This window comes from Streptomyces sp. HUAS ZL42 (assembly GCF_040782645.1).
Lineage (GTDB): Bacteria > Actinomycetota > Actinomycetes > Streptomycetales > Streptomycetaceae > Streptomyces.
On sequence record NZ_CP160403.1, the window covers coordinates 5,778,619 to 5,793,532 of the forward strand.

The 14,914-nt window shown below is 70.4% G+C and carries 12 protein-coding genes; 8 read left to right on the plus strand and 4 right to left on the minus strand.

Features of this window, described 5'->3' with window-relative positions:
* From mtrB to ABZO29_RS26610, 5 genes are all read left to right on the plus strand, one after another.
* Positions 1–2,076, plus strand: coding sequence for an MtrAB system histidine kinase MtrB (gene mtrB / locus ABZO29_RS26590; RefSeq protein ID WP_367322694.1), 2,076 nt, complete (start codon positions 1–3; stop codon positions 2,074–2,076).
* A complete protein-coding gene (locus tag ABZO29_RS26595; protein WP_367322695.1) occupies positions 2,066–3,895 on the plus strand; it encodes an LpqB family beta-propeller domain-containing protein in 1,830 nt (609 codons plus the stop codon). The genes mtrB and ABZO29_RS26595 overlap by 11 nt, the downstream gene beginning before the upstream one ends.
* 238 nt (positions 3,896–4,133) lie before the next feature.
* A complete protein-coding gene (locus ABZO29_RS26600) occupies positions 4,134–5,075 on the plus strand; it encodes a ComF family protein (RefSeq protein ID WP_367322696.1) in 942 nt (313 codons plus the stop codon).
* A 314-nt stretch (positions 5,076–5,389) separates the two neighbouring features.
* Entirely contained in the window at positions 5,390–6,082 is a 693-nt protein-coding gene (raiA, locus tag ABZO29_RS26605) for a ribosome-associated translation inhibitor RaiA (protein ID WP_367322697.1), read from the plus strand.
* A 204-nt stretch (positions 6,083–6,286) separates the two neighbouring features.
* Complete coding sequence (locus ABZO29_RS26610) at positions 6,287–7,033, plus strand: response regulator (protein ID WP_367322698.1); 747 nt, start codon at positions 6,287–6,289, stop codon at positions 7,031–7,033.
* A gap of 6 nt (positions 7,034–7,039) precedes the next feature.
* On the opposite strand, the gene ABZO29_RS26615 is transcribed toward ABZO29_RS26610, so the two are convergent.
* Together ABZO29_RS26615 and ABZO29_RS26620 are read right to left on the minus strand one after the other, a co-directional pair.
* Positions 7,040–8,251: a winged helix-turn-helix domain-containing protein gene (locus ABZO29_RS26615; protein WP_367322699.1), complete on the minus strand. Its 1,212-nt coding sequence runs from the start codon at positions 8,249–8,251 to the stop codon at positions 7,040–7,042.
* 62 nt (positions 8,252–8,313) lie between these two features.
* Entirely contained in the window at positions 8,314–8,883 is a 570-nt protein-coding gene (locus tag ABZO29_RS26620; protein ID WP_367322700.1) for a GNAT family N-acetyltransferase, read from the minus strand.
* A 281-nt stretch (positions 8,884–9,164) separates the two neighbouring features.
* On the opposite strand from ABZO29_RS26620, the gene secA reads away from it, so the two are divergent.
* A complete protein-coding gene (gene secA, locus ABZO29_RS26625) occupies positions 9,165–11,978 on the plus strand; it encodes a preprotein translocase subunit SecA (protein WP_367322701.1) in 2,814 nt (937 codons plus the stop codon).
* Positions 11,979–12,102: 124 nt separating this feature from the next.
* Here secA and ABZO29_RS26630 read toward each other — a convergent pair whose 3' ends face one another.
* A complete protein-coding gene (locus tag ABZO29_RS26630) occupies positions 12,103–12,690 on the minus strand; it encodes an Rv3235 family protein (RefSeq protein ID WP_367322702.1) in 588 nt (195 codons plus the stop codon).
* Between the two features lie 330 nt (positions 12,691–13,020).
* On the opposite strand from ABZO29_RS26630, the gene ABZO29_RS26635 reads away from it, so the two are divergent.
* Together ABZO29_RS26635 and ABZO29_RS26640 are read left to right on the plus strand one after the other, a co-directional pair.
* On the plus strand, positions 13,021–13,536 hold the full coding sequence (locus ABZO29_RS26635) for a hypothetical protein (RefSeq protein WP_367322703.1): 516 nt from the start codon (positions 13,021–13,023) through the stop codon (positions 13,534–13,536).
* A gap of 75 nt (positions 13,537–13,611) precedes the next feature.
* Positions 13,612–14,277 carry an HAD family hydrolase gene (locus tag ABZO29_RS26640; protein WP_367322704.1) on the plus strand — a complete coding sequence of 222 codons (666 nt, stop codon included), beginning with the start codon at positions 13,612–13,614 and terminating at the stop codon, positions 14,275–14,277.
* A gap of 57 nt (positions 14,278–14,334) precedes the next feature.
* On the opposite strand, the gene ABZO29_RS26645 is transcribed toward ABZO29_RS26640, so the two are convergent.
* The gene (locus tag ABZO29_RS26645; protein ID WP_367322705.1) at positions 14,335–14,901 is read right to left on the minus strand and encodes a DJ-1/PfpI family protein; all 567 of its coding nucleotides are present in this window, start codon (positions 14,899–14,901) and stop codon (positions 14,335–14,337) included.
* Positions 14,902–14,914: the final 13 nt, after the last annotated feature.

Consider the following 14,914-nt stretch of genomic DNA (forward strand, 5'->3'; position numbering starts at 1 on the left):
ATGTCCGGGGACAGTGCCGCTTCGGCCCCCGGCCGGTCCGGGGCCCGTCCGGAGCGGCCTGTCGGCCGGAAGACGGCGGGTTCGCGCTGGGGACGTTTCTTCGAGGGCGGGCTGCTGCACGGCGGAGTCCAGGGCAGCCCGGTCCTGCGGCTGTTCATGCGCTGGGTGCGGCGGCCGTTGCTGCCCGTCATGCGGCTGTGGCGGCGCAACATCCAGCTCAAGGTCGTCGTCACCACGCTGCTGATGTCACTGGGCGTCGTTCTGCTGCTGGGCTTCGTTGTCATCGGGCAGGTGCGCAACGGCCTGCTGGACGCCAAGGTGAAGGCCTCGCAGAGCCAGGCCACCGGCGGGTTCGCGGTGGCCAAGCAGAAGTCCGACGAGGCGGCGGCGGGGACCGACGACGACGCGTCCACGGTGGACGGCCAGCCCTCCCAGAACGTCATCGAATGGATGAGCGCCCTCGTGTCGTCGCTCTCCAGCGGCGGTCAGGGCGCCTTCGACGTGGTGACCCTGCCCGCGGGTGAGGACAGCGGCGGCGGGCGTGGCCCGCGTGCCTCCGGCGACGTCGATCCCATCGCGAGTGTGCCGGAGGACCTGCGCGTCCGGGTCAACGAGGGCACCGGGGCGGCCCAGAGCTACACCCGGATCCTCTACTACGACGGTCACAAGGCGTCCCAGCCGGCTCTGATCATCGGCAAGCAGGTCAACGACCCGAACGGCGATCCGTACCAGCTGTACTACCTCTTCCCGCTGACGCAGGAGGAGAAATCGCTGAGCCTGGTCAAGGGCACCCTGGCGACCGCCGGGCTCTTCGTCGTCGTACTCCTCGGGGCCATCGCCTGGCTCGTGGTGCGCCAGGTCGTCACGCCCGTACGGATGGCCGCGGGCATCGCCGAGCGGCTGTCTGCGGGGCGTCTGCAGGAACGTATGAAGGTCACCGGCGAGGACGACATCGCTCGGCTCGGCGAGGCCTTCAACAAGATGGCGCAGAACCTGCAGCTGAAGATCCAGCAGCTGGAGGATCTGTCGCGGATGCAGCGGCGGTTCGTGTCGGACGTGTCGCACGAGCTGCGGACGCCGCTGACGACCGTGCGGATGGCCGCTGATGTCATCCATGAGGCGCGCGAGGACTTCGACCCGGTGACCGCGCGGTCGGCGGAGTTGCTCGCCGACCAGCTGGACCGGTTCGAGTCGCTGCTCGCGGACCTCCTGGAGATCAGCCGCTTCGACGCGGGCGCGGCGGCGTTGGAGGCCGAGCCGATAGACCTGCGGGAGGTCGTACGGCGGGTCGTCAGCGGTGCCGAGCCGCTTGCCGAGCGCAAGGGCACGACGATACGGGTCGTGGGCGACCAGCAGCCCGTCGTCGCCGAGGCCGACGCCCGGCGTGTGGAGCGGGTGCTGCGCAACCTCGTCGTCAACGCCGTCGAGCACGGCGAGGGCAAGGACGTCATCGTGAAGCTCGCCGCGGCGGGCGGGGCGGTCGCGGTCGCCGTGCGCGACTACGGGGTGGGGCTCAAGCCCGGCGAGGCGACCCGTGTCTTCAGCCGCTTCTGGCGGGCCGACCCGGCACGCGCGCGTACCACCGGTGGTACGGGTCTGGGGCTGTCCATCGCCCTGGAGGACGCGCGGCTGCACGGCGGCTGGCTTCAGGCGTGGGGCGAGCCGGGGGGCGGCTCGCAGTTCCGGCTGACGCTGCCGCGGACCGCGGACGAGCCGCTGCGGGGCTCGCCGATACCGCTGGAGCCCAAGGACTCGCGCCGTAATCGTGGACTGAATGACGCGGGTCTGCCGCGCGGAGGCGGGGACAAGTCCGCCTCCGTGCCCACCCAGCCTGCGGACCCGATCCCGCCGATACCGCCGCGGGACCCGATCGCGCCGCGGCTGGCCGGTGTGACGCCCACGGCCGACCCGACGGCGCTGCCCGGCAACGGCGCGCGCGTGGTGCCGCGGCCCGGCAGTGGAACGCGACGGCAGGACGGCCCGTCCACGTCGACGGGCCGGAGTGCGACCTCGGGCCGCCCGGGCGGCGGGCCCGAGGACTCGGACAAGCATGGGGAGGCAACTCGTGGGCGCTGACCGCGAGGGGGGCGTTCGGCGCCGGCGGTGGGGCGTGGTGGCGTACGCCGCCGGTGGCGTCGTCCTGCTGGCAGGGTGCGCCTCGATGCCCGACAGCGGGGACCTGCGAGGCGTGGAGTCCACTCCGCGTCAGGACACGCAGGTGCGTGTGTTCGCCGTGCCGCCCCGGGAGGACGCGCCGCCCTCGGAGATCGTCCAGGGCTTTCTGGAGGCGCTGACCAGTGACGATCCGGACTATTCGACCGCACGCAAGTATCTGACCGGCGCGGCTGCGCAGGCCTGGAAGCCGGAGACGTCCACGACGGTGCTCGCGGACGGGCCGGGGGCCGAGGCGGACAGGTCGGTGGGCCGGGAGGACCGCGGCGACATCTCGTTCACGCTGACCGGCAACAGGGTCGCCGTAGTGGACTCGCAGCGGTCGTACCTGCCGGTCACCGGGCGCTACAGCCAGACGGTTCACCTCACGCGCGACAAGACTGGGCAGTGGCGTATCGACGCGTCGCCGACCGGCGTCGTCATGGGCGAGTCGGACTTCCAGCGCAACTACATGTCCGTCAACAAGTACTACTTCGGCTCGAACACCCCAGACGGGTCCTCCGGGCTGCCCGCGGCCGTGGCCGATCCGGTGTACGTGCGCGAGCGTGTGGAGCCGATGACGCAGATGGTGGTCTCGCTGCTGAACGGTCCTACGAGCTGGCTCAGGCCCGTGGTCAGGTCGAGCTTCCCGACGGGTACGGCGCTGGCGAAGGGCGTCACCTCGTTGACGCCGGACGACCGGAACAAGCTGACCGTGCCGCTGAACGAGAAGGCCGCCCGGGTCGGTTCGGCCAAGTGCCACGAGATGGCGGCCCAGCTGCTGTTCACGCTGAAGAACCTCACCCCCGCGGTGGACGAGGTCGAGCTGCGGGCGGGCGGCACCCGGCTGTGCTCGCTCACCGAGAGCAGGGCCGCGTCCGTGGCGGATCGCGGCGCGGTGAGGCGCCCCGACTATCTGTACTTCATCGACGCCCAGCACCGGCTTGTGCGGATGCCGGGCGGCAGCAGCGGCACCGGTGCCGATCCGGTGCCGGGGGCGCTGGGTGAGGGGGCCAAGCAGCTACGGTCGGTGGCGGTGTCGCGGGACGAGCGCACCGCGGCCGGAGTCGGCCTCGACGGCAAGGCGCTGTACGTCGGCTCGCTGGTGTCGGGAAGTTCGCTCGGGGAGCCCGTGGTGCGCAGCGAGGGCAAGACGGTGAAGGACCGGCTTACGGCGCCCAGCTGGGACGCCGAGGGCGACCTGTGGGTGGCCGACCGCAATCCCGCGCGGCCGCGCCTGCTGCTGCTGGAGGAGGGCAAGGGCGAGCCGCTGGAGGTGCGGACCCCGGGACTGGACGAGCGTATCGACGCGGTGCGGGTCGCGGCCGACGGTGTGCGTGTCGCGCTCGTCGTGACGGAGGACGGCAAGCAGTCCCTGCTGATCGGGCGGATCGAGCGGAGCGCGAAGGGCGGTGAGCGGCCGGTCGTCTCGGTTCTCGAACTGCGTTCGGCGGCACCGGACTTCGAGGAGGTCACCACCATGTCGTGGGCCGGTGACAGCCGGCTCGTGGTCGTCGGGCGTGAGCAGGGTGGCGTGCAGCAGATGCGGTACGTCCAGGTCGACGGTTCCACGCCGGAGGGGCCGGCGCCCGCGGCGCTGAGCGGCGTGAAGGAGATCGCCGCGTCCGAGGACGACCAGCTTCCGCTGGTGGCGTACTCGGAGGACGGGATCGTACGGCTGCCGTCCGGTGCGCAGTGGCAGAAGGTGGTCAAGGACGGCACGGCGCCGGTTTATCCGGGCTGAGGGTTTGCGGGGACGGCCGTTTCCGCCTGGGAGAAGTCCCGGCGGGGCGGCCGTTTCTCTTTGCCCGGGAAAAGCGGCCGCTTGTGCTGGTGAGTTCTCTTGGCGGAGGCAGTCATCCGCTTTTGTGAGGCGGGTCCTGTTCTTGTGGTGACGGACCTGTGGGAGGGGCGCGGAGTTTTCCACAGAGGGTTTTCCACAGGGCTGGTCGGTCGGCTCGGGCATTGGCACAGTGGTGGTCATGCGGGGGTGGTGGCAGGACCTCACCGACCTGGTGCTGCCGGCCGAGTGCGGAGGCTGCGGAAGGCCTCGCACGGTGCTCTGCCCGGAGTGCCGTGCCGCCCTGAGCGGGGCCGCACCGCGCCGGGTGCGACCGGTGCCGGAACCGGCCGGGCTGCCGGTCGTCCACGCGGCGGCCCGGTACGGCGACGAGGTGCGGGCCGTGCTGCTGGCCCACAAGGAACGGGGCGCCCTGGCGCTGGCGGGGCCGCTCGGCGCGGCCCTGGCGGGTGCCGTGCGGGCGGGGCTGTGGCACGCCGGGGAAGGGGCGGTGGACTCCGGGGCACGGCCGGGAGACGGCGACGTGCCTGTGCTGCTCGTTCCCGTGCCGTCCGCGCGCGGGGCCGTCCGGGCGCGGGGGCATGATCCGGCGCGGCGGATCGCGCTCGCGGCGGCCGGTGAGCTGCGGCGGACCGGGACACCGGCCCGGGTGCTGGCCGTGCTGCGGCAGCGGCGTGCCGTGGCCGACCAGGCGGGGCTCAACTCCCGGCTGCGGCTGGAGAACCTCGAGGGCGCCCTGGCCGTGGCGCCCGGGGGTGCCCGGCTGCTCAGCGGCGGTCCGGTCGTGCTCGTCGACGACCTGATGACGACGGGTGCCTCGCTCACGGAGGCGGCTCGCGCGGTGCGGGCGGCCGCGGCCGGTCCGGTTGAGCCGGGGGCGGTATCGATCACGTATCAGGGTGCGCCCGCGGTCGCTCGCAGAGATATGGCCGCAGCCGTGTACGCGGGTGTGGCGCGGGAAGGCAGAGGGGAACGGATGGAACGGACGGCAGGCTCGGCGGAGGGGAGCGGGACGCGGCGCCGTGTCGGGCGAGGATCGGCAGCCTCGAACGGGATCGGCGACACGATCTGCGCGGCGGTGGTCGCTGCGACGTCAGACTCTTTCGAAATAAACCGGAACTGACTGCGAACTTGCATCGTTGCAGGTAATGAGAGGGCCATTTCACCTGAACGGAGGTACGCCGCAGTAGAGGGTGACGACATCCGTCCGGGCGAGATATGTTCGGTTGTGAGGGAAAGCCGCAGGCCACACCTCTCATATCCGATTGCCGTGCTGCGGTTTTGCGCAATCACCGGCAGCACCTGGGGTGGAGATCTTGCCCATGGGGGAGGAGGAGGTGGAAGTCACCGAGTCCGAGGTTCCGGGCTCACCGGAACCTGGTGCAAAAGGGAGACGCTCCGTCAACGAAGCGGAGCGATCCGGGAACGGAGTTCTGCGTGGACATCGTCGTCAAGGGCCGCAAGACCGAGGTGCCCGAGCGGTTCCGCAAGCACGTGGCCGAGAAGCTGAAGCTGGAGAAGATTCAGAGGCTCGATGCCAAGGTGATCAGCCTCGACGTCGAGGTGTCCAAGGAGCCCAACCCCCGACAGGCCGACCGTTGTGACCGCGTGGAGATCACGCTCCGCTCCCGCGGTCCGGTGATCCGGGCGGAGGCAGCGGCCAGCGATCCGTATGCGGCACTCGACCTGGCGGCGGAAAAGCTGGACGCCCGGCTGCGCAAGCAGCACGACAAGCGGTTTACGCGCCGTGGTGCCCGTCGGCTCACGGCGGCAGAGGTCCCCGACCACGTCCCGGGAGTGGCGACGCTCAACGGCAACGGCCACCCCGTCCCGGCCGAAGAGTCGGACAGCGTGCCCACCAAGAAGATCGGCTCGCTGGAAGTGCAGGGCGATGGCCCCCTCGTGGTCCGCGAGAAGACCCACGTCGCCGCCCCGATGACGCTCGACCAGGCCCTCTACGAGATGGAACTGGTCGGCCACGACTTCTATCTGTTCGTCGACTCCGAGACCAAGGAGCCCAGTGTCGTCTACCGGCGGCACGCATACGACTACGGCGTGATCCACCTCAGGACGGACACGATGGTCACCCAGACGCACTCACCCGAGGCGGGCGGCGCACTGGGCGGCTGACCATTACGGGCGACAGCTGGACGGGTGCCCCTGGAGCGCGTGTGCGCCCCCAGGGGCACCCGTGTGCGACCACTTCGCGCGCCGCTCTGTCACACCGTTGTCGTCCGGGCATGGAATCATGGCCGCAACGGTCCAACCGGTGGGCCGTTGCCTTGGGTTGGCGATGGCACAGGACCACAGGCCACAGCCTCAGGGGGAGGAACGATGGCGGACAGCTTCGGACCGATGCATGACGAGGATGCCGACGACGGCGTCGTCGGCATGGGCCCGGACGCGGGCACCTCACGCAAGGAACCGATCAGAGTCCTTGTCGTGGACGACCATGCGCTGTTCCGCCGGGGCCTGGAGATCGTGCTCGCGGCCGAGGAGGACATCCAGGTCGTCGGCGAGGCCGGCGACGGCGCGGAGGCCGTCGACAAGGCCGCCGACCTGCTGCCCGACATCATCCTGATGGACGTACGCATGCCGAAGCGGGGCGGCATCGAGGCGTGCACCTCCATCAAGGAGGTCGCACCCAGCGCCAAGATCATCATGCTGACGATCAGCGACGAGGAGGCCGACCTCTACGACGCGATCAAGGCGGGCGCCACGGGATATCTCCTCAAGGAGATCTCCACGGACGAGGTGGCCACCGCCATCCGTGCGGTGGCGGACGGGCAGTCGCAGATCAGCCCCTCCATGGCGTCGAAGCTGCTCACCGAGTTCAAGTCGATGATCCAGCGCACCGACGAGCGCCGGCTGGTGCCCGCCCCGCGGCTGACGGACCGTGAGCTCGAGGTTCTCAAGCTCGTCGCCACGGGCATGAACAACCGGGACATCGCCAAGGAGTTGTTCATCTCCGAGAACACCGTGAAGAACCACGTGCGCAACATCCTGGAGAAGCTGCAGCTGCACTCCAGGATGGAAGCGGTGGTGTACGCGATGCGGGAGAAGATCCTCGAGATCCGCTGACCCCGGTCAGCGCAGCGCGGCGATCAGGGCTCGGGTGATCTCCTTGGTGAGGGGCTCGTGCAGCTCCGGTGGGTCCACTCGCTCCACGCGTACGGTCGTCGCGTCCACCCAGCTCGCCGCCTCGACCAAGGCTTCGGCCACCGCCGGGACGGCCTTGGGGCCGTCCAGGGAGACCTGCCTGGCGACCAGTGTGCTGCCTTCACGGGTCGGGTCCACTCGGCCGACGAGACGACCTCCGGCCAGCACCGGCATCGCGAAGTAGCCGTGCACACGCTTCGGCTTGGGGACGTAGGCCTCCAGACGGTGGGTGAAGCCGAAGATCCGCTCCGTCCGAGCCCGTTCCCAGATCAGGGAGTCGAACGGGGACAGCAGCGTGGTGCGATGACGCCCGCGGGGGAGCGTCTCCAGGGCCGCCGGGTCGGCCCAGGCCGGTTTGCCCCAGCCCTCCACCGTGACCGGGACCAGGCCCGAGTCGGCGATCACCGCGTCGAACTGTTCGCCCTTGAGACGGTGGTAGTCGGCGATGTCCGCGCGCGTGCCGACACCCAGGGCCTCACCGGCCAGACGGACCAGGCGGCGTACGCACTCGGTGTCGTCCAGTTCGTCGTGCAGCAGGTCGGCCGGGACGGCTCGCTCCGCGAGGTCGTACACCCGCTTCCAGCCGCGGCGCTCGACGCAGACGACCTCGCCGTACATGAGCGCGCGTTCCACGGCGACCTTGGTGCCCGACCAGTCCCACCACTCGCTGGTTCTCTTCGCGCCGCCCAACTCGGTGGAGGTGAGGGGGCCTTCGGAGCGGAGCTGCTTGATGACCTGGTCGTAGGTGCCGTCGGGGAGCTCGTGGTTCCAGTGCGGGCGGTTGCGGTAGGCGCGACGGCGGAAGGCGAAGTGGGGCCACTCCTCGATGGGGAGTATGCAGGCGGCGTGGGACCAGTACTCGAAGGCGTGCGGTCGTGCCGCGGGCGCGCCGGTGGCTGCCGTGTTCCAGTACGCGTCCTCCACTGTTCTGCGGCCCACGGCGCCCAAGCGGGCGTACGGGATGAGTTCGTGGGAGCGGGCGAGGACCGAGATGGTGTCGAGCTGGACCGCACCGAGGTGGCGCAGGACGCCCCGGACCCCGGCGCGGCGGTCCGGGGCGCCGAGGAAGCCCTGCGCCCGAAGGGCGATACGGCGGGCTTCGTCTGCGGAGAGTTCTGCGGCGGGGCGCGGGGTCGTCATGGGCCGCACGATAGGGGGTGGGTCTGACACTGGGCGGTGAGCTGGGCGTTTGCCGGCGTGAGCTACCGCGGCGCCGGAAGGTACGGCGCCGTCGACGGCAGGCCCAGGTCCGACGGAAGGAGGGAACCCACCCAGCAGTCCCGTCGTACGCCCTTGTTGTTGATCGCCGAGCGCAGGGTGCCCTCGATGGTGAAGCCGGTGCGTTCCGCCACTGCTCGGGAGGCCCTGTTGCCCACTTCCGCCCGCCATTCGACGCGGTCGACGGACACGTCGGTGAAGGCCCATTGCGAGGCGGTGCGGACGGCCTCGGCGGTGTAGCCGTTGCCGCGGTGCTCCTTGGCGGCCCAGAAGCCGACCTCGGCGACGCCCAGGGAACGCATCGTGAGTCCCAGCATGCCCACCAGCTCCCCTTCGGGGAGGAAGACGCCGAAGGTGAACATCGAGGCGCCCGCCCAGCCCTCCGGGACGAGCTGCTCCGTGAAGCTCTCGGCGTGCTCGCGGAGATACGGGGAGGGGATCGTCGTCCAGCGCTGGATGTCGGGGTCCTGCGCGGCCGTGTACACGGCGTCGGTGTCGGCCGGGCCGACCGTGCGCAGGACGAGGCGGTCCGTGGTGAGCGTGACGGGTTCCATCGGCCGATTCTGCTCGTGGCACGCCGGGGCCGCCATCCCTTTGCGGTCCGTGAACACGTGATCACATTTCGCGTAATCCGTCGGCGCGGCGCGGCACCATCCGCGTCCCCCGCCCGTTGTCCCCTTTGAAGAAGATTTTTGCAGCAGTCGTGAAGCGGTGTGCGGTCCTCGTACCGGCAGGCCTCCCGGCGTGGTGGGGTCCTCGCATACGATGGCCGTTGCTCAGTAAGTCAAATGGAAACCGACCGTCCCAGGCCCGACCGGCAAGGAGACCAACCCCCGTGTCCGTCCTCTCCAAGATCATGCGTGCAGGCGAAGGCAAGATCCTGCGCAAGCTGCACCGCATCGCGGACCAGGTCAACTCCATCGAAGAGGACTTCGTCGACCTCTCCGACGCCGAGCTGCGGGCCCTCACCGATGAGTACAAGCAGCGCTACGCCGACGGCGAGAGCCTGGACGACCTGCTCCCCGAGGCGTTCGCGACCGTCCGGGAGGCCGCCAAACGCGTCCTCGGCCAGCGGCACTACGACGTCCAGATGATGGGCGGCGCCGCCCTCCACATGGGCTACGTGGCCGAGATGAAGACCGGTGAGGGCAAGACCCTGGTCGGCACGCTGCCCGCGTACCTGAACGCGCTCTCCGGCGAGGGCGTCCACATCGTCACGGTCAACGACTACCTGGCCGAGCGCGACTCCGAGATGATGGGCCGCGTCCACAAGTTCCTGGGCCTGAGCGTCGGCTGCATCCTCGCCAACATGACGCCGGCGCAGCGCCGCGAGCAGTACGGCTGCGACATCACGTACGGCACGAACAACGAGTTCGGCTTCGACTACCTCCGCGACAACATGGCGTGGTCCAAGGACGAGCTGGTCCAGCGCGGCCACAACTTCGCCATCGTCGACGAGGTCGACTCCATCCTCGTCGACGAGGCCCGCACGCCGCTGATCATCTCCGGCCCGGCAGACCAGGCCACCAAGTGGTACGGCGACTTCTCCAAGCTGGTCACGCGCCTGAAGAGGGGCGAGGCGGGCAACCCGCTCAAGGGCCTCGAGGAGACCGGCGACTACGACGTCGACGAGAAGAAGCGCACGGTCGCCATCCACGAGGCCGGTGTCAGCAAGGTCGAGGACTGGCTGGGCATCGACAACCTCTACGAGTCGGTGAACACGCCGCTGGTGGGCTACCTGAACAACGCCATCAAGGCCAAGGAACTCTTCAAGAAGGACAAGGACTACGTCGTCATCGACGGCGAAGTCATGATCGTCGACGAGCACACCGGCCGTATCCTCGCCGGCCGCCGCTACAACGAGGGCATGCACCAGGCGATCGAGGCGAAGGAAGGGGTGGACATCAAGGACGAGAACCAGACGCTCGCCACGATCACCCTGCAGAACTTCTTCCGCCTCTACAACAAGCTGTCCGGCATGACCGGTACGGCGATGACCGAGGCCGCCGAGTTCCACCAGATCTACAAGCTCGGCGTGGTCCCGATCCCGACCAACAAGCCGATGATCCGCAAGGACCAGTCGGACCTGATCTACCGCACCGAGGTCGCGAAGTTCGAGGCGGTCGTCGACGACATCGCCGAGAAGCACGAGAAGGGCCAGCCGATCCTCGTCGGTACGACGTCGGTCGAGAAGTCCGAATACCTCTCGCAGCAGCTCTCCAAGCGCGGCATCCAGCACGAGGTGCTGAACGCCAAGCACCATGAGCGCGAGGCGCAGATCGTCGCCCAGGCCGGCCGCAGGGGCGCCGTCACGGTGGCCACGAACATGGCCGGTCGTGGTACGGACATCAAGCTCGGCGGCAACCCCGACGACCTCGCCGAGGCGGAGCTGCGCCAGCGCGGCCTCGACCCCGAGGAGCACATCGAGGAGTGGGCACAGGCTCTGCCCGCCGCTCTGGAGAAGGCCGAGAAGGCGGTCCGGGCCGAGTTCGAGGAGGTCAAGGACCTCGGCGGCCTGTACGTCCTCGGCACCGAGCGGCACGAGTCGCGTCGTATCGACAACCAGCTGCGCGGTCGTTCCGGCCGTCAGGGCGACCCGGGCGAGTCCCGCTTCTACCTGTCCCTCGGCGACGACCTGATGAGGCTCTTCAAGGCCCAGATGGTCGAGCGCGTGATGTCCATGGCGAACGTCCCGGACGACGTGCCGATCGAGAACAAGATGGTGACGCGGGCGATCGCGTCCGCCCAGTCGCAGGTCGAGCAGCAGAACTTCGAGACCCGCAAGAACGTCCTCAAGTACGACGAGGTCCTCAACCGCCAGCGCGAGGTCATCTACGGCGAGCGGCGCCGCGTCCTGGAGGGCGAGGACCTGCACGAGCAGGTCCAGCACTTCATGGACGACACGATCGACGCCTACGTCGGCGCGGAGACCGCCGAGGGCTTCGCGGAGGACTGGGACCTGGACCGGCTGTGGGGCGCGTTCAAGCAGCTCTACCCGGTGAAGGTCACCGTCGACGAGCTGGAGGAGGCGGCCGGCGACCGTGCGGGTCTGACCGCCGAGTTCATCGCCGAGTCCATCAAGGACGACATCCACGAGCAGTACGAGGCGCGCGAGGCACAGCTCGGCTCCGAGATCATGCGTGAGCTGGAGCGCCGGGTCGTGCTGTCGGTCCTCGACCGCAAGTGGCGCGAGCACCTCTACGAGATGGACTACCTCCAGGAGGGCATCGGCCTGCGCGCGATGGCGCAGAAGGACCCCCTGGTCGAGTACCAGCGCGAGGGCTTCGACATGTTCTCCGCGATGATGGACGGCATCAAGGAGGAGTCCGTCGGCTACCTGTTCAACCTGGAGGTCCAGGTCGAGCAGCAGGTCGAGGAGGTCCCGGTCGAGGACGCCAAGCCGGTCGCGGAGGGCGTTCAGGACGCGGTGCCGGCGCAGGCGGGCGCGCGTCCGGAGATCCGCGCCAAGGGGCTCGACGCGCCGCAGCGGCGCAACCTGCACTTCTCCGCGCCGACCGTGGACGGCGAGGGCGGCACCATCGAGGGCGACTTCGCCAGCGACGACGAGCCCGTGCGCTCCGAGGCCGACGGCCTCACGCGCGCGGAGCGGCGCAAGCAGGCCAAGGGCGGGCGACGCCGCAAGAAGTAGTCATCGACGGCGCGTGTGACGCGCCGTGGGACGCGGTGGAGCGTGTGCACCGCAGCGGTTCGAAGGGCCGGGCGACCCGTGGGCGCCCGGCCCTTTCACGTGCCCCGTGTCGGCCGGTGCCGGCTCAGTCGTCCTGCGTCAGCGGCCTGCGGGGGCCGCCCAGTTCCACCGCGGTGCAGCGCCAGCGACGGTCCCGGCCCAGTTCCAGGCGGAAGGCCATGGCGCGCAGCCGGTCGCCGGCACCGATGCGGGCGAAGGCCTCGATGGCGCCGGGACGGGGCTCGTAGTAGCCGATGTCGCGGACGACGGGCTGGGCGCCGCGGGTGGTGCGCAGGGGGCTCCGTTCGGCGAGCCAGGCCAGCTCGTCGTAGGCGCGGCCCGCGGTGTGGCCGAGCATGAAGTGCACGGGGCGCAGGCCACTGAGGACCGCGAGGAGGCGGTCGGCGAAGAGATCGGTGGGGCGGGGCTGTGGGACGACGGGCCGGTGGGGGGCCCGGACAGGCCCCGTCGAGGGTCGTGTGTCCGTGGGGCTGGTGCCGGCGCGGGGGCCGGTGCCGCCCCGGGAGCCGGGTGGGCGGCCGTCGTCCGCCGTCGCGCGGGTCCTGCCTCCGCCGGGGGCGCGGGGCGGGGTGCCGCCGGGGCGGCGGCGGTCGCGGCGGCCCGGCGGGCGGGTGGCCGGGAGGTGCCGTGCTCTGGTCATGACCTTGTTCATGAGGGAGACCCCGTTCGGCGGCCCGGGGATACCGGGCGGTAACTTGCGGTTCGGGGATCTTGTACGGGGTGATGGCGAGTGGGGGCAAGGAGCGCGGGGCGCCCGGCAGGGCGTCCGGAAGTTCACCTATCAGGGTGATCGAAGGGGCGGTGAAGCCCATGGTGGTGGGGGTGTACCGGGTGAGTTCCGGGGCCGCGTGTGGACGTGTCCGGGGGTCTGGGCAGGGACCCGAAAGGGGACCCGCGCACGTATCCTGAAGGCCCTCCGGGAGAGGTGCGGAACCGCTCTCCCCGGGACCAAGCGGAACCTTCGACAGGAAAGCGGCCGGCCATGCGCGTCTACGTTCCCCTGACCCTCCCCGGTCTCGCCGAGGCGTACAAGACGGGCGAGCTGGGAGCCGGACCGCTCGTCGCGTACGCCGTCACGCCCGCGTTGCGCGAGTGGTACCTGTCCGACGACATCGAGGAGCTGGAGTACGCGGCGCTGAGCAGGGCCGCGCTGGCCTCGCTCCGGCTGCTCGCGGCGGAGCCGGAGGCGCCGCGGCGGCGGGTCGTGGTCGCGGCCGACGTACCCGACGGTGCCGCGGTGGCCGACCCCGATCGCGGGCTCGACCCGGCCGCGCTCGGCGAGGTGCGGATCGCCGAGGCCGTACGACTGGCCAAGGCGGCCTCGGTGCACGTCGACGCGCAGGACGCGGAGGCGGATGTGGCCGCGGCCGCGGATGCGCTGCCGGGCGCGGACGGCGGGGACGACGACGCGCAGTTCGTCGTGGACGGGGCCGAGGACCACGAGCTGCTCTGGTACGCCACGCAGGAGATCCCGAACCTGGTGGGGCTGGGGGACTGAGCCGCCGTCGGTCGGCCGGACCTCGGGGAGCTGCGACTTCCTTGATTGTCAGTGGCAGCGGGTACGTTTGCGGGCATGGGGAAGCACGGAGCCACGCACATTGTGTGGGACTGGAACGGGACGCTGTTCCACGACAATGACGCGATCATCGGGGCGACGAACGCGGCGTTCGCCGAGCTGGGACTGGAACCGATCACGCTCGAGCGGTACCGGGCGCTGTACTGCGTACCGGTGCCGAAGTTCTACGAGCGGCTGATGGGGCGGCTGCCGACCGAGGCCGAGTGGGAGGTCATGGACGTGACCTTCCACCGGTACTACGCCGAGCACCGGGTGACGTGCCGGCTCACCGAGGGTGCGGCGGATCTGCTCGGCGGGTGGCGGTCCGCGGGGCGCAGCCAGTCACTGCTGAGCATGTACGTGCACGACGAACTCGTCCCGCTGGTGCGGGGGTTCGGGATCGAGGAGCACTTCGTACGCGTCGACGGGCGGACCGGGCCGTCGGGGGGCAGCAAGGCCGAACACATGGTGCGGCACCTCGCGGAACTCGCGGGGGTCGAGCCGGAGCGCACGGTGGTGATCGGGGACGCGGCGGACGACGCCGTGGCCGCGAGGCATGTGGGGGCGCAGGCGGTGCTGTACACCGGCGGGTCGCACGGCCGCGCCAGCCTCGAGGAGGTGGGGGTTCCGGTGGTGGACACGCTGGAGGAGGCGGTTGCGGTGGCGGAGCGGCTGGCGGCGTGACGCCGTGAGACGGGGCGCGGCTCCCGCCGGGCGCCGCGCCCGCTGGCGTACGGGGGGTCAGGTCACGGGCGCCTTCGCGCGCAGGATCGTCAGGAACTCGCGCATCCAGGCCGAGTGGTCCGGCCACGCGCGGGAGGAGACCAGGGTGCCGTCGACCACTGCCTCGGCGTCCTGGAAGGTGGCGCCGGCGGACTGCATGTCCATTTCCAGCGCCGGGTAGGCCGTGACGCGGCGGCCGCGGAGGCTGTCGATCGCGGCGGTGAGCAGCGGGCCGTGGCAGATCTGGGCGACCGGCTTGTCCGCGTCGAAGAACGACTTGAGGATCTTGCGGAGCTCGGGGTCGTTGCGAAGGTACTCGGGCGCGCGGCCGCCGGGGATGACGACGGCTGCGTAGTCGCCGGGGTCCACCTCGGAGAAGGCGAGGTCGGCGGGCCAGGTGTAACCGGGCTTTTCGGTGTAGGTGTCGAAGCCGGGTTCGAAGTCGTGGACGACGAACTGGAGCTTCTTGCGGGTGGGGGCCGCGATGTGGACGTCGTAGCCCTCTTCGCGCAGGCGCTGATAGGGGTACAGGACCTCCAGGGATTCTGCTGCGTCGCCGGTGAGGATGAGGATTTTCGCTGTCATGTCGGTGCGCTCC

What these genes read in the sequence shown, in the direction of transcription:
- ABZO29_RS26615 (WP_367322699.1), bottom strand. Translation starts at nt 8,251, where the DNA reads ATGACGACCCCGCGCCCCGCCGCAGAACTCTCCGCAGACGAAGCCCGC.
- ABZO29_RS26620 (WP_367322700.1), bottom strand. Translation starts at nt 8,883, where the DNA reads ATGGAACCCGTCACGCTCACCACGGACCGCCTCGTCCTGCGCACGGTC.
- ABZO29_RS26635 (WP_367322703.1), top strand. Translation starts at nt 13,021, where the DNA reads ATGCGCGTCTACGTTCCCCTGACCCTCCCCGGTCTCGCCGAGGCGTAC.
- ABZO29_RS26600 (WP_367322696.1), top strand. Translation starts at nt 4,134, where the DNA reads ATGCGGGGGTGGTGGCAGGACCTCACCGACCTGGTGCTGCCGGCCGAG.
- ABZO29_RS26640 (WP_367322704.1), top strand. Translation starts at nt 13,612, where the DNA reads ATGGGGAAGCACGGAGCCACGCACATTGTGTGGGACTGGAACGGGACG.
- ABZO29_RS26630 (WP_367322702.1), bottom strand. Translation starts at nt 12,690, where the DNA reads ATGAACAAGGTCATGACCAGAGCACGGCACCTCCCGGCCACCCGCCCG.
- ABZO29_RS26645 (WP_367322705.1), bottom strand. Translation starts at nt 14,901, where the DNA reads ATGACAGCGAAAATCCTCATCCTCACCGGCGACGCAGCAGAATCCCTG.
- mtrB (WP_367322694.1), top strand. Translation starts at nt 1, where the DNA reads ATGTCCGGGGACAGTGCCGCTTCGGCCCCCGGCCGGTCCGGGGCCCGT.
- ABZO29_RS26610 (WP_367322698.1), top strand. Translation starts at nt 6,287, where the DNA reads ATGGCGGACAGCTTCGGACCGATGCATGACGAGGATGCCGACGACGGC.